General features: G+C 72.3%; 13 protein-coding genes. 9 read left to right on the forward strand and 4 right to left on the reverse strand.

What is annotated here, in order from left to right; genetic code table 11:
• Nucleotides 1-121: 121 nt before the first annotated feature.
• Nucleotides 122-1348, forward strand: a complete 1227-nt coding sequence (locus ACSRUE_RS18510) for an ArsA family ATPase (RefSeq protein WP_441292141.1) — start codon at nt 122-124, stop codon at nt 1346-1348.
• 92 nt (nt 1349-1440) lie between these two features.
• On the opposite strand, the gene der is transcribed toward ACSRUE_RS18510, so the two are convergent.
• A complete protein-coding gene (der, locus tag ACSRUE_RS18515) occupies nt 1441-3216 on the reverse strand; it encodes a ribosome biogenesis GTPase Der (protein WP_441292142.1) in 1776 nt (591 codons plus the stop codon).
• Nucleotides 3213-4145: a GTPase Era gene (gene era / locus ACSRUE_RS18520; RefSeq protein WP_441292143.1), complete on the reverse strand. Its 933-nt coding sequence runs from the start codon at nt 4143-4145 to the stop codon at nt 3213-3215. The genes der and era overlap by 4 nt, the downstream gene beginning before the upstream one ends.
• Nucleotides 4146-4610: 465 nt before the next feature.
• Here era and ACSRUE_RS18525 point away from each other — a divergent pair, with 465 nt between their 5' ends.
• Nucleotides 4611-7331: a glycosyltransferase family 39 protein gene (locus ACSRUE_RS18525; RefSeq protein WP_441292144.1), complete on the forward strand. Its 2721-nt coding sequence runs from the start codon at nt 4611-4613 to the stop codon at nt 7329-7331.
• Between the two features lie 129 nt (nt 7332-7460).
• Complete coding sequence (locus ACSRUE_RS18530; protein ID WP_441292145.1) at nt 7461-7961, forward strand: TIGR02266 family protein; 501 nt, start codon at nt 7461-7463, stop codon at nt 7959-7961.
• An 83-nt stretch (nt 7962-8044) separates the two neighbouring features.
• Here ACSRUE_RS18530 and ACSRUE_RS18535 read toward each other — a convergent pair whose 3' ends face one another.
• On the reverse strand, nt 8045-9052 hold the full coding sequence (locus ACSRUE_RS18535) for a zf-HC2 domain-containing protein (protein ID WP_441292146.1): 1008 nt from the start codon (nt 9050-9052) through the stop codon (nt 8045-8047).
• Nucleotides 9053-9071: 19 nt separating this feature from the next.
• The gene (locus ACSRUE_RS18540) at nt 9072-9692 is read right to left on the reverse strand and encodes an RNA polymerase sigma factor (RefSeq protein ID WP_012238576.1); all 621 of its coding nucleotides are present in this window, start codon (nt 9690-9692) and stop codon (nt 9072-9074) included.
• 541 nt (nt 9693-10233) lie between these two features.
• On the opposite strand from ACSRUE_RS18540, the gene ACSRUE_RS18545 reads away from it, so the two are divergent.
• From ACSRUE_RS18545 to ACSRUE_RS18570, 6 genes are read left to right on the forward strand one after another with little or no spacing between them, the layout of a single operon-like run.
• On the forward strand, nt 10234-11118 hold the full coding sequence (locus tag ACSRUE_RS18545; protein WP_441292147.1) for a hypothetical protein: 885 nt from the start codon (nt 10234-10236) through the stop codon (nt 11116-11118).
• Nucleotides 11119-11144: 26 nt separating this feature from the next.
• Nucleotides 11145-13553, forward strand: a complete 2409-nt coding sequence (locus tag ACSRUE_RS18550) for a tetratricopeptide repeat protein (RefSeq protein ID WP_441292148.1) — start codon at nt 11145-11147, stop codon at nt 13551-13553.
• Entirely contained in the window at nt 13550-17923 is a 4374-nt protein-coding gene (locus ACSRUE_RS18555; RefSeq protein ID WP_441292149.1) for a tetratricopeptide repeat protein, read from the forward strand. The genes ACSRUE_RS18550 and ACSRUE_RS18555 overlap by 4 nt, the downstream gene beginning before the upstream one ends.
• Nucleotides 17920-19272 carry a tetratricopeptide repeat protein gene (locus ACSRUE_RS18560; protein WP_441292150.1) on the forward strand — a complete coding sequence of 451 codons (1353 nt, stop codon included), beginning with the start codon at nt 17920-17922 and terminating at the stop codon, nt 19270-19272. The genes ACSRUE_RS18555 and ACSRUE_RS18560 overlap by 4 nt, the downstream gene beginning before the upstream one ends.
• 14 nt (nt 19273-19286) lie before the next feature.
• On the forward strand, nt 19287-19535 hold the full coding sequence (locus tag ACSRUE_RS18565) for a hypothetical protein (protein ID WP_437765531.1): 249 nt from the start codon (nt 19287-19289) through the stop codon (nt 19533-19535).
• Between the two features lie 9 nt (nt 19536-19544).
• Complete coding sequence (locus tag ACSRUE_RS18570; RefSeq protein WP_441292151.1) at nt 19545-20168, forward strand: hypothetical protein; 624 nt, start codon at nt 19545-19547, stop codon at nt 20166-20168.
• Nucleotides 20169-20255: the final 87 nt, after the last annotated feature.

Genomic DNA, 20255 nt, shown 5'->3' on the forward strand with positions numbered 1-20255 from the left:
GGTCGCTGCGCCGCAGGCTGGACGGTGTCGTGACGCAGCTGGGCGCTCGCGACGCCGCAGGCTGGGCGCTCGCGCCCCCCGGGTTCGTGCTACAAGGGGCCGCGGCCTCAGGTCGCGCGCAATGCCCGGCTCGCTCGCACCCCCTCGGAACAGCCCGCCCGCCGTCGACGCGTCCCTTCAGGCAGACCACGCCGGTCTGGCCCCGTTGCTGGCCTCCAGCAGGGTCATCCTCTGCGTCGGCTGCGGCGGCGTCGGCAAGACGACAACGACTGCAGCGCTCGGCCTGGCCGCTGCCCGCCGCGGCAAGCGCGTCCTCTGCCTGACGATCGATCCGGCGCGCCGCCTGTCCCAGAGCCTCGGGCTCGAGGAGATGACGACGGAGGCGCAGACGATCGAGCCCGTCCGCTTCGCCAGGGCGGGGGTCGACGTGCCCGGCTCGATGACGGTCATGATGCTCGACACGAAGTCGACCTTCGACGGCCTCGTCGCGTCGCTCGCCCCCACGCCCGAGCAGCGCGACCGGATCCTCGGCAACGTCCTCTACAAGTACATCTCCACGTCGCTCGCGGGCACGCAGGAGTACATGGCGATGGAGAAGCTCTACGCCGTCAGGAGCGACCCGAGCTACGACCTCGTCCTGCTGGACACGCCGCCCACGGCGAACGCGCTGGATTTCCTCGACGCGCCGGAGCGCCTCGTCGGCGCCATCGACGGCGCGGCGACGCGGTGGTTCGTGCAGGCCTTCCAGAGCTCCGGCAAGCTCTCGCTCAACCTGCTGGCGCGCTCGACCGCCGCGGTGCTGCGGGGCATCGGCAAGCTGACCGGCAGCGGCTTCCTCGAGCAGATCGCGGGGTTCATCAGCGAGATGAACGCGGTCTTCGGCGGCTGGAAGCAGCGGGCGGACGCGGTGGCGTCGGCGCTCCGCGGCCCCGACGTGGCCTACGTGCTCGTGACGACGCCCGATCCGCTCTGCGTGCGCGAGGTGCTGTACTTCGCCGATCGCCTGCGCGAGCAGCAGATGCATCGCGACGCGTTCGTCGTGAACCGCGTCCACCCGGTGTACGGCGCGCTCCCCGGCGTCGGCGAGATCGCCGCCGCGCTCGACGGGAACAGCCTTGCGCTCGCCCCCGGCGCCGCGGCGCGCCTGCTCCAGGCCGCCAAGGACGAGAGCCGCATGGGCAAGCTCGATCAGCTGAACCTGATCGCCCTCGAGGCGGCGCTCGAGGACGAGCAGAGCGCCGGCAGCGTCCGCGTCGACGTCCCGGCGTTCCCGTACGACATCCACGACGTGGCCGGGCTCGCGAGGATCGCCGACGTGCTGGCGCCGCTGCCCGGGGCGGCGGGGTAGCCCGGGGCAGCTCGTCGGTTCTTCTGGCTGCCCCGGGGTAACCCGGAGCGGTCGGTGAGGAGGCAGCTGGGCTGTCCCCGGCTTATCCCCGCCTATCCCCGCCGCCTGCGCTCCTTGTACTTCACGCGGACCGGCACGCCCTCCAGCGCGAACGCCTGCCGGAGCTGGTTCGCCACGTAGCGCCGGTAGCTGAAGTGGAGCTTGGCGGGATCGCTCGCGACGACGACGAACAGCGGCGGCGACGTCTCGGCCTGCGTGACGAAGAACAGGCGGGGCGCGCGGCCGCCGTGCGTCGGCGGCGGGTGCGTGAGCAGGATCTGCTCGAAGAAGCGGTTGAGCTCCCCGGTGGGCACGCGCTTCCGGTAGGCGTCGGCCACCTGGGCCACGGTCTCGATGAGCTTCGCCACGCCGCGCCCGCTGCGCGCGCTCACGTGCACGATCGGCGCCCACGATACGAACGAGAGCTTGTCGCGGGCGTCCTGCTCCGCCTTGGCGAGCGCCTTGCGGTCGAGGAGATCGATCTTGTTGAGGCCGATCACGACGCCGCACCCGCGATCGACCGCGAGGCCGAGGATCTTCGCGTCTTGCTCGGCCACGCCCTCGGCCGCGTCGCAGAGCAGGAGCACGACCTCCGCCCGCTCCATGGCGCGGATCGCGTGGATCACGCTGACCGCCTCGACGGCGCTGTCCTCCTTCGTCACCTTCGACTTGCGCCGGATGCCGGCCGTGTCGATGAGCAAGAACCGCTTCCCGTCGCGCTCGGCCAGCGTGTCGATCGGATCGCGCGTCGTGCCGGGCGTCGCGTCGACCAGCATGCGCTCCTCGCCCGCGACGCGGTTGACGAGCGACGACTTCCCCGCGTTGGGCCGCCCGATGATGGCGATGCGGAGCGCCCCCGCGGCCGACTCCTCGGGCGCCGCGGGCTTCGCGGGGAGCGCCGCCTCGATGGCCATCTCCAGATCCGAGATGCCGCGGCCATGGAGGGCGCTGATCGGGAGGAGCCGCTCCATCCCGAGGCGATACAGCTCCACCGCCTCCGCCTCGGCCTTCGGCGAGTCCGCCTTGTTGGCGACGTAGATCACGGGCTTGCCGGCGCGGCGCAGCAGGCCGAGCTCGGCGTGCTCGGACGGCGTGACCGGCGTCACGGCGTCGAGCACGCACACGATGACGTCGGCCTCGGCGATGGCGAGGTCGATCTGCCGCTTGATCCCCTGCCGCATGGGATCATCGCTCTCGGGGTCGAACCCGCCCGTGTCGATGAGCGTGAAGCGCCGTCCCCGCGAGGTGACGTCGCCGTAGTGGCGATCGCGGGTCACCCCGGGCTCGTCGTGCACGATCGCGACGCGCTTGCCGATCAGCCGGTTGAACAGCGTGCTCTTGCCGGTGTTGGGCCGCCCGACCAGCGCCACGATCCCGGCCGACGGGGGCGGCGCAGGCGCATCGGCCGCGGCGTCCTCGGCGGCCGCGATGACCTCCTCGGCCAGGTCCGCCGCGAGCTCCTCCCTGCCCTGCGCCGCCTCGTGGCCGATCGGCTCGGCGAGAGCACGGACCTTGCTCGGGCCTGATCTGCTGCCCTTCTTCGATCCGGCGGCGCTCTTGCCGGGCGCCGCCGCCTTCTTTCCGGGAGCAGCAGCGCCCTTGCCGGGCGCCGCTGCGCTCTTTCCGGGAGCGGCAGCGCCCTTCCCGGAGGCGGCAGCGCCCTTCCCGGAGGCGGCAGCGCCCTTCCTGGAGGCGGCAGCGCCCTTCCTGGGAGCGACGCCGTCCCTCTTCTTCTCGGGGGCGTCGCCCTTCTTCGCCGTCCGCCCGCCTCCGGCGGCTCCCTGGCTGCGCTTGTTCGATCTGGAAAGGGCTGGCTTTGCCGCGCTCACGAGGTTTCTCCCTTGTTGTAACCGAGCTCGTCCAGCCGCTCCCGCGACTCACGCCACTCCGGCGTCACCCGGACCCAGAGCTTGAGGTTCACCTGCCGGCCGACGAGCTCCTCTATCCGGAGCCGAGCCTCCGTGCCGATGCGCTTCAGCTGCTCCGCGCCGGCGCCGATCAGGATCTTCTTCTGCCCGGGCCGCTCCACGTGGATGGTCGCGTCGATGTGCAGCGCGCCCTCGCCTGTCGGCTCGACGTAGCGCTCGATCTGCACGGCGCTCGCGTGGGGCACCTCGGCCTTCGTCGCGCGCAGGATCTGCTCGCGCACGTACTCGGCGGCGAAGAAGCGCGTCGGCCTGTCGGTGAGCTCATCGGGCGCGAAGCCCCAGTCGCGCTCGGGGCAGAGCCTCGCCACCTCGTCGAGCACGCGCTGGACGCCGTCCTCGCGCAGCGCCGAGATGGGGACGATCGCCGCGAAATCCCGGAGCTTGGCGAACGCGTCGAGGAGCGGCAAGAGCAGCGCCTTGTCCCGCATCCGGTCGACCTTGTTGAGCACGAACACCACCGGCGCGTCGCTCCCCAGGTCCGCGAGCAACGTCAGATCGCTCGGGTGCGGCGCGAGCGGCGGGCCGTCCTCCCCCTCCTTCACGCGCCGCGGCAGGCGCGCGGGATCCGGCGCTTCGGTCACGAACACGATCACGTCGGCGCCCCGCGCCGCCTCGCGCGCCGCCTGGTTCATCACGCGCCCGAGCTCCGTGCGCGGCCGGTGGAGGCCGGGCGTGTCGAGCAGCGCGATCTCCGCCGGGCCGTGGTGCACGACCCCGAGGATCGCGTCGCGCGTCGTCTGAGGCGTCGGCGAGACGATCGCGAGCGGATGGCCGAGCGCCGCGTTCAGCAGCGTCGATTTGCCCACGTTGGGGCGCCCGACCAGGGCCACGCGCCCGGATCTTTTCGGCAGCGAGGCGTCGGTCTCCTCCGTCCGCCTCGGCTCGGCCGCCTTCCTGCGCTGCTGCTGCGCGGCGCCTCGCGCGCCTGCCGTCCGGCCCGCCCGCTCCGAGAGCGGTCGCCCCTTCGTGTCGCCACCAGGGCGGGATCCACGTCCCGCCTGGCCGCGGGCCGCGCCGGACGAGCGCGCCGTGGGGCTTCGCTTCTTGCTCGTCCGGGGCTCTTCGCCGGACGGCGCTCCCCGGCGGCTGCCTTCGCTACCTTTCTTGGCAGGACGGGGGCCACCGGCGGCCGGGGCGGGCTTCGGCGCCTGCGGGCGCGCTTTCGCGCCCTGGGGCGCGCTCTGGGGACGGGCTTTCACCACGCCGCGCGCGATAGCAGACGCCCAGGGAGGCTACAAACGCTTCCCCACGATCCGTGGTCACGCGCGCGCGAAGGCGGTAAGGGGATGCCCTGCATGTCGAGCGTCCACCGAGGGGACCCACAGCGCGGAGCCCCGCCCGCCGCCCCCGACCCGCACGCGAGCGGAGCCCCACCCCGCGCCGAGGCGCCCGCTCTCGAGGCGGGCTCGGCTGAGATCGGTGACGCGCCGGCCACGGACCGCGACCGCGCGGCCGCCGGGAGCGGGCGCGCCGGCCTCGCGAGGCTCGCGGCCCTCGCGCTCGTGGCCCTCGCGTTGCTGCCGCTCATCGGCAAGAGCGGCATCTGGGACCCCTACGAGCTCGACCGCGCCGATCTGGCCCGCCGCATCGCCATCCACGTCTTCGGCGCGCGCGGCGTGGATTTCCCCGACGCTCCCGGGCAGCTGCCGACCCTGACCGATCTCGGCATGGGCGAGCTCGGGTTCACCTCGATGGCGCTCGGCTTCCGCGTGTTCGGCCTGCACGACTGGGCCGGGCGCCTCCCGCTCGCGCTGTGGGGGCTCGCCGGCGCGCTCGTGCTCTACGAGTTCCTCGCCCGCCTCGTCGATCGAAGGGCCGGCCTCTACGGCGTCGCGGCGCTCGTGACGATGCCGCTCTACGTGATGCAGGCGCGCACCCTGCTCGGCGACATCGTCACGATGGCCGCGCTCACGATGGCGTTCTGCGGGCTGACCGGCGCGCTGCTCGAGGGCGGGCGAGGGGCGCAGCGCGGCGCCCTGCTCGCGTCGGCCGCGTGGCTCGCCGTGGGGCTCCTCGGCGTCGTCGCCGGATACCTCAGCCGCGGCTTGCTGATCGGGGTCGCCGTCCCCGCGCTCGGCGCCGGCCTGACCTGGCTCCTGCTCCGGACGTCCGGCGCCTGGCCTGCGCCGGAAGGCCGGGGGCCCACGCTGGGCGACCTCGTGGGCGCCGCCGCGCTGGTGCTCGGCGTCGCGGCGGCGGCGCAGGGCGCCCTCGTGCTCGCGAGCTCGAGCGCCGGCGAGCCGCTCCCCCGCGCCCTCGGCGTGGCGCTCCTCAAGAAGCCGCCGGTCGAGTCCACGTTCGATCTCACGCTGCGCCAGCTCGGCCACGCCCTCTTTCCATGGAGCGCCTTCCTGCCGTTCGCCGTCGGCCGGCTCTTCCGGGCCCCCGCCGCGGACCGAGCGGGCGAGGTCGTCGCCCCCTGCCTCGATCGCGAGGCCGGCGTCCGGATCGCCCTGATCGTCACGTCTGCGCTCGCGTACGGCGCCTTCGCGGTCCTCGCGCCGCACGCCGGGGCGCTCCCGTTCAGCGGCCCCGCGCTCCTCGCCGCCATCGCCGCGCTCGCCATCCGCGATCTCGAGCGCGGCGCCCCCTCCTCGCGAGCGCTCGCCGTCGGCTGCGCCGTGCTCGCGTTCGTCCTCTACCGCGATCTCGTCACCTCACCGGACAGGGCGCTCAGCGTCTTCTCTGTCGACAAGCCCGTCTTCCCGAAGAGCTTCGAGGGCGAAGCGGCCTCGGCGATGCGCTTCGTCCTGCTCGCGTTCGCCGGCCTCGTCTCGCTCACCTGGTTCGAAGAGCAGCCCCGCGAGCTCGATCGCAGCTTCGGCGCGTGGGCGCGGCGCGTCCTCGACGAGGTGAACGCCGGCGCCGCGGAGCTCGCTCGCATCTGGAACGGCAACCTGCTCTTCCTGCTGATCGTCATCGAGGCGGCGCTCGTCGGCGTCGGCGCGATGCTCTTCGTCGGCAAGCGCATCGGGTGGGGCACCGTGGCGAGGATGCCGGACCACCTCGCCGCGTACGGGATGAACGCCTGGTGGGCGCTGCCCATGGTGATGGCGGCGAGCCCCGTGCTGCTCCTCGTGGCGCGCGACGCGTTCCGCCACGCCGTCGCGCGCGCCTCCCTCCCACGCGCCGTCGGCACGCCGCTCGCCGGCCTCGTCGCCGGCTTCGCGCTGAGCTTCTGGTACTATCCGGCGCTCGCGGCCCAGCTCTCGCCGAAGGAGGTCTTCGCGTCCTACGAGTCCCTTCACAAGCCCGGCGAGCCGCTCGCGACGCTCGGCGTCCGGAGCCGCACGGCGGCCTATTACCAGGGCGGCGAGGTCACCTCGTTCACCGATGTCCTGCAGGCGTTCGACTGGCTCACCGCCGCGGGGAGCCCGGTGGACGGCGCCGCCGCTCCGGTCGTTCCCGCCGCTCGCCGCTGGCTCGTCGTGAAGTCCGACGATCTGCCCCGGTTGAACAGCCTCTTTCGCAAGCGCTACCGGCGCAACCTGCCCGTGCTCGACGGCCGCTCCAGCCAGATCCTCCTTGCGTCGAACGAGCTCGGGGGCAGGCCGAACGAGAGCTGGCTCGGCCGTATCGTCCTCGACGAGCCCGCCGCTCCCGAGAACCCGCTCGACGCGATGCTCGAGGATCAGCTGGAGGTGCTCGGCTGGGAGCTCACCGACGACGACGGCCAGAAGGTCTCGAGCGTCGTCCCTCAGAAGAGCTACCACCTGCGGACTTACTTCCGGGTCCACCGGCCGATCACCGGCAACTGGAAGATGTTCGTTCACATCGACGGGTTCCAGCGCCGATACAACGGCGACCACCCCGTGCTCGAGGGGCGCTACCCGCTGAGCCTGTGGCAGCCGGGCGACGTCGTCGTGGACGACCACGAGCTCCAGCTCGAGCCCAACTTCACCCCGGGCGACTATACGCTCTACTTCGGCCTCTTCGCCGGTGAGACGCGCTTTCAGGTGACGCGCGGGCCGGAGCACGAGGACCGCATCCGCGGCGGCGTCATCCGCGTGCGGTGAGCTGCCCTCGTGAGGGGGCCGACGCATGCCGCGGTGCGCGGCTCGTCTTGCGCGGCCCGGCGACGCACGCGTGCTCCTCCTCGTCGAGCGCCCTCGACGCGCGTGCGGAAAGCGGCTAGTCGCAGACTCATGACCGGGGGCCGTGGGGACTCGAACCATCCGCCCGACGCGCCGGGCGGTACGTCGCCGTCCTGCGCGCAAGCCGGCGCCTACGGCGACGCCCATCGCCCCGGCGAGGACGCCGAGCACGAGGTCCCCGCCCCGGATTCGCTCGACCGACGCTCGTCCGAGCGCCTCGACGTCACCTGGCTCGTGGACTGCGAGACCGATGACACGTTCCTCTACGCGTCCATCACCAACATCTCGGAGATGGGCATCTTCGTCCGCACGACGCAGCCCCTCTCGATCGGCACGCGGCTCACGCTCCGCTTCTCGCCGCCGGGGAACGACGGCTCGTACGTGCTCGAGGGGACGGTGCAGTGGATCAACGAGGTGCGCCCCCTCCACGACAACCCGAACCCGGGCATGGGGATCCGCTTCGTCGAGCTCACGCCGGACGATCGCGAGCGCATCGTCGGCACGATCAGGACGATCGCCTACATCCGCGACGCGCCGGTGAGATCGAATTGACGCTGGCGCCGCCGCGGCGGGCGCGGTGAGGTCGAGGCGCCGGGGACGGCGGAGGCGCGGGCCGCGCCGGCGCCCGCAATCCGTCAGCGGGACGTCGCGGTGTCGGCGGGCGCCGCCTGCGAGGGGCCCGCGGCGCCTTGCTCCGCAGCGCCTTGCTCCGCGGCGTCGCGCGGCGGCGCCGCGGGCATCGCCGCCTTGGGCGCAGCGCGCCGCGCCGCAGCGGCGGGGGCGGCGGCCGCCGGCGCCGAGTTCTGCGCCTGCGCGCCGGCGGCGTTCGCCTCGAGGCCCGCGAGCTGCTGCTCGGCGCGGTCGCCGTAGCCCTTCGCGGAGCGCAGCGCGAGCAGCAGCTCGCGCGCCTTCGCTGTGTCCCCGGAGGCCTGGTAGCAGCGGGCCGCCTCCCACATCGCGGCGTGCGCTGACGGCGTGCCCGGGTACTGCGCGCCGACCTCGTCGAGCTTGCCGACGGCGGCCGCGCAGCCCGACTTGCGCTGCAGCGCTTGCGCCTCGTGCAACGCGGCGCTCGCGCCGTCGTCCGGGGACGCGGGCGCACGCGCGCTCTTCTCCTTCGCCGCCTCCGCCCTGGGCGCCTCGTTCGCCTTGGCTTCGGCCGAGCGCCGGCCGTCGCCTTCCTCCATCGCGACGGCCGCGGGGGTGGGCGCGGCGGCGCGGGGCGCCTCGTGCTGATCCGACGACGCGGGCTGGCCCCACTCGGTGACCCGCACCGGCGCCACGCCCGTCTTCGGCCGCAGCAGCAGCAGGCTCGATCCGATGACGAGCACGAACAGCGCCGCCATCGCCAGCTGCGGCCGCATCGCGTGGCTGCCGGCCCAGGCCAGCGCGCGGAGCGCCTTGCGCCGGAACGGCGTCTTCTTCTGCGCGACCTCGACGGCGTCGAGGATCCGCGCCTCGAGCTCCTCGCTCGGCTCCTCGAACGGCAAGGCGCCGACGTCGCGGGCCGCGCGCAGCCCCGCGAACGCCGACGCGCACCGGGCGCAGCTGTCCATGTGCCGCTTCATGGCCGCATACGTCAGCTCGTCGAGCTCGTCGTAGAGCGCGTCCATCACGTGCTGGTCGAACTTCTCGCAGTCCATAGGCAGCTCTTCCGGAGCGCTAGCGCAGCGCCCTCGCGTAATCCTCGTACTCCGAGAGGGCCTCCTGGAGCCGCTCCAGGGCGTAGCGCATCCGGCTCTTCACCGTGTTCTCGGGCACGCCCACGATGTGGGCGATGTCCTTGAACGGCACGTGCCCGATCTCCCGGAGCAGGAAGACCTCCCGCTGCTCGTGCGGGAGACCCTCGACGGCGCGGACGATGCGCTGCCCCATCTCGGTCCCGATCGCGACCCGGTCCACCGCGGCCTGGGGGGCCGGGTCCGCGGTCCGTTCGCCGAGCGTCGGGCCGTCGCCGCCCTCCCCGGAGCCCTGGTCGAGCGACGGGTGGCGCCGGAGCGACATCTTGCGCAGGTGATCGATGCAGACGTTGCGCGCGATGGCGAACGCCCAGGTGGTGAACCTGGCCTCGTGCTTGAAGTCGGAGGCGCTCTGCACGATCTTCACGAACACATCCTGCACCAGATCCTCGGCGATCGCAGGCCCGCGGACCTGTCGCAGGATGAAGTTGTAGATGGACGTTTTGTGCCGCCGGACGAGCCCGGCGAACGCCGCGCGGTCGCCGCCCTGGAAGCGCATCATCAGGGCTTCGTCCGTGACCTCCTCTCGAGAAATCGGGACCATCCTAGCTCCCGGCGCGGCCGAGCCTCTGCGGCGCTCCTTCGGCGGCCCGGGCGGCGGGGTGTTCGCGGCGGCGGCCGCGGCGTCGGATCGGACGCGCGGCGCGGCTCGAAGATCTGAGGAGCACTCCTTCCCCTGACACAAGCGCACCTTAGCGGATCCGCCCCCGAGCGAGCGAGCCCCCTTCGCCCGTGGCGCCCGCGGCCGGGGGAAGGGCAGGGGGCGGGCGCGCGCGCCGTGCGCTGCGCGCCGCCGGTGGGGGGGAGCCGGTCGCGGTCGCGTGACGTTCTCGGGGCAGCGCCCTGCGGACCGGCCGAGGCCGCGGTCCGCGCCCGCCGCGGAAGGGCCCTCACACGATTTCGGCTGCGCCGTGCTGTGCTTGCTGTGCTGTCTTCGCGCCGTCAGCGACGGGAGCCTGCGCCGGAGGAGGAGGCAGGTGCCCAGGTCGTTGCGCTCGGAAGCCCGCCGCCACTAGACTCCCCGGCACCGGGCGTGAGGTCGCCCCCCTCTGCCGACGAGGGTTCAACCACGAGGTTACCTTTCGATGCGACTTATCAGGATGATGGCAGTGGGGGTGGGGGCCTCGTTCTTGATGTCGATGCCCGCCTTCGCGCAGACCCCGGGCGGCGCGGCGGGCAAGGTCGCTGTTCCCGCCGCCTCTGTGGCGCCGGCGGCCTCCACAGCGCCCGCTGTCCCCGCAGCGCCCGCGCCTGTCAACGGAGCGCAAGCGGCTCCTGCGCCCGCTTCGGCGACGGTCGCCCCCGCTGCGGGCGCGACGGCGGCCCCCGGCGCGACGGCCGCCCCGGCGGCGCCTCCTGCCCCGACGAGCGCCCCGGCTGCGGGCGCGGCCGCCGCTCCGGCGATGGATGGTCCGACCTACGCGGTGCGGCTGCGCGATCTGGAGCAGCGCATCGACGAGCTCAAGGAGCAGATCCGCCGCAGCCACACGCGGCTCTCGCTCCTCAGCGACACGATCCTCTCCGGCGGCGGCGCCGGATCGCGCGCCTCGATCCGGTTCAACAACGAGCTGTCGTCCGCGTTCCGCGTCACGCGCGTGCTGATCGTCCTGGATGGCGCCGTCCAGTACAACAAGACCGATCAGTCGGGCGCCCTCGCCGAGCAGACCGAGATCCCGATCTTCAACGGCTCCGTTCCGCCGGGGGATCACACGCTCCAGGTCCTCGTGAACCTGCAGGGCAACGGCTACGGGGTGTTCTCCTACCTCCGGGGCTACCGCTTCGAGGTGCGCTCCAGCCATTCCTTCACGGCGGTCGAGGGCAAGACCATCAACCTTCAGGCGGTCGCGTTCGAGAAGGGCGGCGTCACGACCCCGCTCGAAGAGCGGCCAGCCGTCCGGTTCGTCGAGAAGATCGTGAGCGGCCTCTCGGATTCTCCCGGGCAGCCGTCCGGCGCCGCGGGTGGGAAGTAGGCTCGAGCTCGTTAGGACAAGCCACCATGACCTGGGACACCGGATCGCGGGTACTCCCTGCCTTGCTTGGCGTGCTCGCGCTCGGCGCGGCGACGACCGCGGCCCCCGCCGAAGCGTGGGCCCTGGACGCTGAGCGCGCCTACACGGGCGCCTCTCAGCAGATCGGCAGCGTCACCTCCGGGCTGGGCGCCATCCAGGCGGCGATCCACAAGTCCCGCGGCGAGCAGCGCACGCCGGCCCAGCGCATCGCGGACGCCCAGCTCCTGATGGGCTCCAGGGATTACGAGCGGGCGGCGAACGTGCTGAACCAGGTGGTCGAGAAGTACCCCGACCACCCGACGGCGTACCCGGACGCGCTCACGCTGCTCGGGGAGACGTACTTCCGCTCGAAGCAATACCTCTCCGCCCGCCGGGTCTTCCAGCGGGTCGTCGCGAGCGGCGCCGAGCCGCGCTTCGCCGCCTACCAGGCGAAGGCGCTCGGCCGGCTCGTGGACATCTGCCTCCGGATCAAGGACTACGACGCGCTCGACGCCGTCTTCGCGTCGATGAACGGCGTCCCGGCCTCCACGGCGGGGAGCGCCCTCGCGTACGCGCGCGGCAAGGGCCTCTACGTGAAGAAGGACTTCGGCGGCGCGAAGGCCTCGCTCGGCGCGGTCGACCCGCAGAGCGAGTACTTCCACCAGGCGAGGTACCTGCTCGGCCTGATCGCGGTGAAGGAGGCGACGCCCCCGCCGGAGCCGCTCAAGGAGGGCGAGGCGCCCCCGGCGGTGCCCAAGACCCGCTACGTCGCCGCGATCGATCTGTTCCAGAAGGTGACGCAGCTGCCGGCCGACACCTCGGAGCACCGGCGCGTCATCGACCTCGCGTGGCTCGCGATCGGGCGGCTCTTCTACGAGGCCGATCAGTGGTCCCAGGCCGTGCAGGCCTACGGCCACATCGACCGCGTCTCGCCCGAGTTCGGGACGATGCTCTACGAGCTCGCGTGGGTGTATGTCCGCCTGGGCGACGTGGATCGCGCCCAGCGGTCGCTCGAGATCCTCGCGATCGCCGAGCCGGACAGCCAGAACATCGCGGACGGCTCGCTGCTCCGCGGCGACCTGATGCTGCGCGCGGGCCGCTTCGAGAAGGCGCTGAAGGTGTACGAGGGGGTCCGCGCCACGTACGACCCGATGCGCGCGCGCGTGGACGCCTTCCTCGGCTCGACGAGCGATCCGGCGGTCTACTACGACAAGCTGAGCCAGGAGCAGATCGAGGCGCTCGACACGACCACCTCGCTCCCGCCGCTCGCGGTGCAGTGGGCGCGCGAGGCCGAGGACGGCCCGGCCGCGTTCGCGGTGATCGACGACATCAACCACTGCCGCGAGCTGATCAAGCAGTCGAACGAGCTCATCGAGAAGCTGAACGCCGTGCTCAGCTCGCCCAACCGGGTGCGCGCGTTCCCGGAGCTCAAGGCCGGCGAGGAGAAGGCGCTCGCGCTGCTCAACCGGGTCGCGCTGGCGCGCCTCGCGCTCGGCCAGGGCATGGACGACGTGGAGGACGACTCGCTCTCGGGCGAGATCGGCGGCGTGCGCGCGAGGCGCAGGGCGCTGGAGAAGCGCCTCGCGCGGGTGCCCGTCACGGACGCCGACTTCCAGGATCGCGAGGCGCAGGCGCTCAAGCAGTGGAACACCCAGTCGCAGCGCCTGCAGCAGCTCACGCTGCAGATGGACTCGCTGCAGGCGACGGTCAACGGCCTGAGGCGGCTCCTCCGCGATGGCCCGCACGCCGGGGTCGTCCGGGATCCCGCGAGCGTCGCCCGGTTCGAGGTCGAGCTCGCTCAGAACGAGCGCGACCTCGCGCTCTATCGCCAGCAGGCCGACGTGCTCCGCAAGCAGATCAGCGCGGGCCGGGTCCAGGTCGGCTTCGGCGATCAGCGCTTCATCGAGGACGCGCAGGTGCGCAAGGCCCACCGCGACGCGTTGACGCGCGAGGCGCAGCTGGCCGCGGCGGGCGCCGGCGGCGCGGAGCTCGCGGCGTACGCGCAGCGCATCACGCCGGTGCTCCGCGCCGGCGACGCGGCGGACGCGAAGGTCGAGGCGGCGCTCCGCGACATCGAGGGGGAGGTCGCCCAGAAATCCGCGGGGCTCCGGCAGATCGTCGGCCGGGAGACGGCGAACGTCGTTCACTACTCGGTGCAGCTCGATGGGCTCGACCGGGAGGCGCGCCTCGTCGTCGGCGAGGTCGCGATGCGAAACTTCGGCCTCGTCCGGGACCGGCTGAAGAACATCATCCTGCGCGCCGACGTCGGCATCACCGAGGAGGCGTGGGAGGTCCGCGAGGAGCAGATGACGCGCGTTCGCAGCCTGCAGGTCGAGCGCGCCCGTGAGGATCGGGTCCTCAAGGAGGAGCTCAACGAGGTCCTCGACGACAGCGGCGATCCGGAGGACGAGAAGTGAGCAAGGAGCGTGGTGGCGCGGACGCGCCGCAGATCTCTGGCGCGCCGCGCGGAGGGGCAGGGGCGCAGCTCCTCGGATCGGCGGTCGCTCGCGCGCCGCTCGGCGCTGTGCGAACGGTGCGCCGTCGCCCGCGCGGCGCCCTCGGGTTTGCCAGCCTTGCCCTGGTGCTGGCGGTCGCGCCGCTCGCGCTCTCTCAGCCGGGCGGCCAGCCAGCGCCGGCGGCGTCTGCCGTTCCCGCGGCCGCGCCGACCCCGGCTGCGCCTGGCGCGGTGGCCGCGCCGACCACGACTGCGCCGACCCCGGCTGCGCCTGGCGCCACGGCGCCGGCTGCGCCAGCGGTGCAACCCTTCGCGCAGCCGATGTCGGTCGGGCGCAAGCAGGCGCCGCCGCCTCCTCCTCCGACGCCGGCCCAGCTGGCGGCGCTCGCCGCGCTCGAGAAGGAGGCGGCCGCCTACGAGAAGGCGGCGCGCGACTACCGGAGCGCCATCACCCGCATCGTGCAGCACCACTACGAGGACCGGCGCCGCCGCATCCTCTCGTCGCTCGACCGCGAGATCGAGATCGAGAGGAAGGGGCTCCGCGACGCCCGGGAAGAGGCGATCCGCCGGCTCGAGGTGTTCGTCGAGCGCTACAGCGGCCCCAACGCCCACCCCGAGAACACGCCCGACGCGATGTTCCGCCTGGCCGCGCTCTACGAGGAGCGCGCGCGCACCGACAACGACGCGAGCGAGGATCTCAGCGTCGCGTTGCTCCCGGCCATCGCGCTCTACAAGCGCGTCATCCGCGAGTTCCCCCAGTACCGTGAGCTCGCCGGGATCTATTACTATCTCGGCCATGCGTTGAACGATTCGGTCCGGTTCCCCGAGGCGCAGCAGGTGTGGCGCTCGCTCGTGTGCCACGCCAAGTATCCCTATCCCGTCGAGACCGACCCGACGGATCCGACGCGCGACACCGTCGGCAAGCTCCCGCAGGACCACGACAACGATTACTGGACCGGCTGGGAGGCGCGCCACCCGACGCCCATCGGGTCCACGCCGGGCGGCCGGGCGCTCCAGGCCACGCGCAAGGGCGCGCGGGGGCGGGCGCCCGTCACCGAGGACGAGACGGCGTACGTCGATCCGTATCCGGACGATTGCCAGCCGATCCCGCAGAAGACGGCGCTCGGCGCGGAGCCCCGCTACGTCGCCGAGGTCTGGTGGCAGATCGGCGACTACCATTTCAACGAGATCGACCGCGCCGGCGGCCCGTTCAACTACAACAGGGCGGAGTCGGCGTACCGGCAGTCCATCAAGTACAAGAAGCCTCCTGTCCACGGCGTCGCGATGTACAAGCTCGCCTGGACGTACTTCAAGCAGCAGCGTTACGAGACCTCGGTACGCCAGTTCATCGAGCTGCTCCGCTACACCGACGAGCAGGAGAAGCTGACGGGCGATCCTGGCGCGGATTTCCGCGCGGAGGCGTACACCTACATCGCCGGCTCGCTCACGTACCTCGACTTCGTCGGCCCCGGACCGGACGAGCCCTACGTCCCGCGGAACGACGTCCTCGACGTCGAGACCGACCCGCGTATGGCCGAGCAGAAGATGCGGATCGCCATCGAGCGCGTCCAGGATCCCAAGCTGATCCCGCAGGATCAGAAGTGGACGGTCGAGATCTACAAGGCGCTCGCGCTGGAGTTCAAGGAGCTCAATCAGTACCGGAACACGATCGAGGTAAGCGAGATCCTCCTCAGGAAGTGGCCGATGCACCGCGACGCGCCCGTGGTCCAGAACCAGATCGCGGACATCTACGACACGCTCACCTCGCAGTCGCGCGAGGGGACGGCCGAGCGGGCGATGAACTCGGCGAAGGCGCTCGAGGCGCGCACGAAGCTCGCCCAGTACGTCGGGACGACCCCGTGGGTCGAGGCGAACAAGGACGATCCCGAGGCGATCCAGACCGCCGAGCGGCTCGTGCGCGGCGGGCTGCGCCGCGCTGCCGCCGATCACACGAACGCCGGAAGCGCGCTCGTGCAGCAGGCGCTGACGGTCGGCGACAAGGAGACGCGCGACCCGATCTTCGAGCGGGCGCTCGGCGAGTACCGCCTCGCCGCGCAGGGCTGGGCCGGCTACCTGGCCCAGGACGAGAACGCCCCGGATGCGTACGAGAGCCGGTACTGGCTCGCCGACGCGCACCACATGGTCGTGGTCATCACGGTGGCGATGGATCGCTCGCCCGCGACGCACGAGATCGAGCAGGCGAGGAGCTCGGCGGTCGGTGTGCGGGACTCCAACGAGGACGACAAGTACCTGCAGCCCGCGGCGTACATGGTCGTCGACACCGCCCACCAGGCGCTCCTGGATCGACACAAGCTCTTCCAGCGGACGAGCGGCGCCGAGGGCATCGAGCCGCGCGAGAAGGTCAAGATCGTCGGCGAGGGCGACCAGCAGCGCGTCGTCGCCGAGCCGCTGCCCCCCCAGGTCCAGGCGGCCGTCACGGCGCGGGACGAGTACATCCAGCGGGTCCCTCCCGCGCTCGACGCCCCGAAGAACATCGATCTCTACGCGTTCCAGGCGGCCGACTACTACTTCCTCTACGGCCAGTTCGCCGAGGCGCGCAAGCGGATGGAGCCCATCTACGAAGCGCAGTGCGGCAAGACGGAGTTCGGCTACAAGGCGTGGGAGCGGCTCACGACGATGTCGAACCTCGAGAACAACGTCGAGCAGAGCCGCAAGCTCGCCGAGGCGGCGCTCACGCGCAGCTGCGCCGTCAGCGAGGAGCAGAAGCTGAAGGAGGGCGACATCGCCCGGCCGACGATCTCCCGCGGCTATTACATCGACGCCGCCCGGGCCTTCGAGAAGGCCGAGAAGATGCCGGACGGCCCCGCGCGCGTCGCCGCCTGGCGCGAGGCCGCGGCGCTCTACAAGGTCGCGCTCGAGAAGGCGCCGGCCCGCGACGAGGCGCCGGAGGCCGCCATGAACGGCGCTTACTGCTACAAGCAGGTGGGCGACTACGACCAGGCCATCGCGATGTACTCCCTGTTCATCAAGGAGTACGGCAGCGAGGAGAACCTGTCGAAGCTCGAGAAGGGCGATCCGGGCGCGAACCCTCCGAAGAACCCCGACCCGAAGCGCTACGCCGAGCGGGTGAAGTACCTGAAGCAGGCCTACGACGCGCTCTCCGCCGCGTACGTCCTCTTCTTCAACTACCGCAGCGCGGCCGAGACCTACGACACCATCGCTCGCAACGGCCGGTTCGAGCAGGCGGCGCGCCGGGACGCCGCGAGGAACTCGGTGCTGCTGTACGCGAACATCGGGGAGCGCGACAAGATGACCGCCTCGCGCGCGACCTTCATGAGCCTGAACCCGCCCCCCGAGCAGAAGGCCGACATCGATTTCCTCGTCGCCTCGGCGGACCTGAAGGCCTGGGACGAGCGCGGGGCCGACGAGGGCCCGAACCGCGCCGCCCGGACCAAGGCCACGCAGTCGATGGAGGCCTATTACGCGGCCAACAAGAACAACCCGGCCGCGAGCGGGTATGTCGTCCAGGCGGCGTACCACGCATCCAAGATGCGCGCCGCCGGCGGCGACCCGAAGGCGCGGGATTGGTGCAAGAACACCATGACGGCGTTCACGTCCTTCCGGAGCTCGGCGACCGGCGACAAGGTGAAGGCCCTCGGCTCGGTGCAGGCCGACATGGCGGCGGAGTGCGCCTACAAGGCCATCGACGATCGCATCAAGGCCGAGTTCGACTACGACACCGGCCATCACCGCTACGAGGGGGTCATCGATCAGGTGAAGCGGGCCTTCGAGGCGGATGTCGCCAAGGCCAACGACAGGTACTGGAAGGAGCTCCAGGAGGTCATCACCGCCTACGAGTCGCGCCCGTGGTCGGTGGCCGCGCGCGCGCGTCAGGGCTCGCTCTACGATTCCTGCCGCACCGGCCTCTACAACGCCCGCCCGCCGGGGCTGAGGCTGTACACCGACAAGGAAGAGAAGCTGCTCAAGCTCGCCGAGACGAGCGATCGCGAGGATCTCCAGGAGACGGCCGACGCGCTCCGGCAGAACCGGCGCGAGCAGTGGCGCGCGGCGCGCGAGCGGCTCCTCAACGATGCCGACAAGGCGATGGTCAAGTTCTACGTCGAGTCCGTCGTCTGGGCGAAGGCGTGGAAGGTCCGGAATCCAGCGGTCGACCTCGCGATCCAGCGGCTCGCGTTCTTCACGGACATCCTCGGTGACGCCAAGCTCCGCGAGTGGAGCCAGGGGGTCATCGATCCCGAGACGAAGCGCCCGTTCGAGTACAAGGATGGCCTCTTCCTCCGGACGCGGCCCGGCATGACTCCGCCGCTCGCGCCCGACGGCCTCCCCCTGCCCCTGCCGGTCGTCCCATGATGCGCCGCCTCCCTGTCTCCCTCTTCGCCAGCCTGCTCGCGGTCATGTCGCCGTTCGCCCTCGCGTCCTGCGGCGAGGAGGCGACGCCGCCGCCCAAGGTGCCCACGGTTCCAGCGGGGCCCGCCGCGACCGCGCCCGTCCAGGCGCCGTACGGCATGAACGACATGCCGAGCTCGGCGCGCCCCTACGATCTGCCCGCCCAGACGGCTGCGCCGGCCATGAACGCCCGGGCGGCGGCGCTCTACCAGAGCGGCCTGCAGGCGTTCGCGACCGGCGATCTCGTCAGCGCGAGGGCCCAGTTCGGCCAGGCGACGCAGGCCGATCCGCGCGCGCACCAGGCCTTCTATTCGCTCGGCGTGGTGCAGGAGCGGCTCCGCGACGCGGGCGCCGGCGCGAGCTACCGCCAGGCCTTCACGCTCGTGCCGGACTACGAGCCCGCCATCATCGCGTACGCGATGCTGCTCGCCAGGAAGAACCAGCTCGGCGAGGCCGAGCGGCTCCTGAGCGAGAAGCGCGGCCAGATGCCGAAGTCGGCGGCCGTCGCGGCGACGCTCGCGGAGGTCAAGTCGCTCCAGCGGGATACCGGCTCTGCCCAGCGGATCGCGCAGGAGGCGCTGAAGATCAACCCCGACTACCGGCCGGCGATGGTGATCATCGCCCGCGATCACTACAGGAACCGGCGCCTCGATCTCGCGCTGTACGCGCTCCAGGCGATCCTGGACGGGTTCGAGCCGGTCAGCGAGAACCCGCCGCGCGACAGGGACAACGCCGAGGCGCTGCTGCTCCGCGGCCTGATTTACCGGGAGCAGGGGCAGCGCGCCGCGGCGCTGGAGGAGTTCCGCAAGGCGGTGACGCGCCGCCCCGATCTCGTCGAGGCGCGGGTGCAGCTCGCGACCTACCTGCTCGAGGCGGGCAGCGCCCAGGAGGCGCTGCCGCTCCTCGAGGGCGCCGTCCGCTTCGATTCCGAGCACGTCGCCGCGCACCTCAACCTCGGGGACGCTTACCGCCTGCTCGAGCGCTACGCCGACGCGAAGCGCGAGTTCGACTGGGTGCTCGCCCGCGACCCGAACCTGCCTCAGGTCCACTACGACCTCGGCCTGCTCTACCTGTTCGCCCCCGCCGTCCCTGGCATGACGCCGAAGCAGCAGGTGGCGGAGGCGATAAAATCGCTGACGAGGTTCCAGGAGCTGCGCAACAAGGGCCAGCGCGACGACTCGGAGGAGCTCCTGAACCGCGCCAAGCTCAAGGAAGGGGAGCTCAACGCGGCTGCCGCCGCGGCCCAGCCCGCGGCGCCTCCTCCTGCCGCCGCGCCGGATGGAGGCGTCGCCGACGCCGCGACCGACACGTGAGGGAGACCATGAGCATGTACAAGGCACTTGCGCTGGGTTCGGTCCTGCTCGCGATCCTCGGCCACGGCGCGCCGGCGGGCGCGCAGGAGAAGGGCAAGCAGCGCGGCGTCATCACGCTCGCGGAGGTGACGATCACGGGCCGCATCCAGAAGCCCATCGCGGCCGTCGACGTCAGCCGGATCCAGCCGAAGCTCACGCTCGCCGAGCTGCGTCAGCCGTTCCTGGACCGCATCGAGCAGGCGATCTTCAAGGAGCCATTCTAGGCGGCCGGTGTGTCCGCCGCCGCCGTGCTCTTGAGCGCGCTGTCGATCGCGTCGAGCGCCGCCTGCGCCGCGATCTCGTGGAAGCACCCCGCGCAGGTCGCGCGCGCGGCCGGCGGCGACCTGATGTCGCTCGCGCGCTCGCTCCGCGCGCTGCCCCGCGAGGCGCGGCTGGCGGAGCTCGCGAGGCGGTCGCCGCCGGAGAGCTGGGAGCGCCGCCTCGCGATCGAGGTCATGGCCGTCGCCGACCCGCGCGCGAAGATCGCGGCGGCGAACGAGCTCCTCGCCGAGATCGAGCAGCGGCTCGACGCCGGCGCGGGGTGGCCACGCGCGGCGGCGCGCCTGTCGGCGCTCGCCGCGCTGTTCCTGGCCACGCTCTCGTACCTCGCGCAGGCCGGCCCCTCGGTCATCGCGCTCGTCCTGGGCGCGGGGGGCGCCGGCGCGATCGCGTCCGCGGCCGCTGGGCGGGCCGGCCGCGCCGCTGCCGCGCGGGGGCGCGAGGCGATCGACGGGCTCGTGCGGGTCGCCCTGGAACCGCTCGATAACGCCGATAGCGCCGGTAACATCGACGATGGCGTCGGGGGCCCCGGGCGCCCTTCCGGATCGCCCCGACGCGCTCGCCGGGCGCCCCGGTGAGCGCGGCGCGCTCTCCTGGACCGCCCCGAGCTGTCCGTGTACCCTCGCAAATTATGGTGCCCTCCGCTGCGCGGCGCGTCGCTCGCG

The sequence above is a fragment of the Sorangium sp. KYC3313 genome (assembly GCF_052075895.1).
GTDB lineage: Bacteria > Myxococcota_A > Polyangia > Polyangiales > Polyangiaceae > Sorangium > Sorangium cellulosum_B.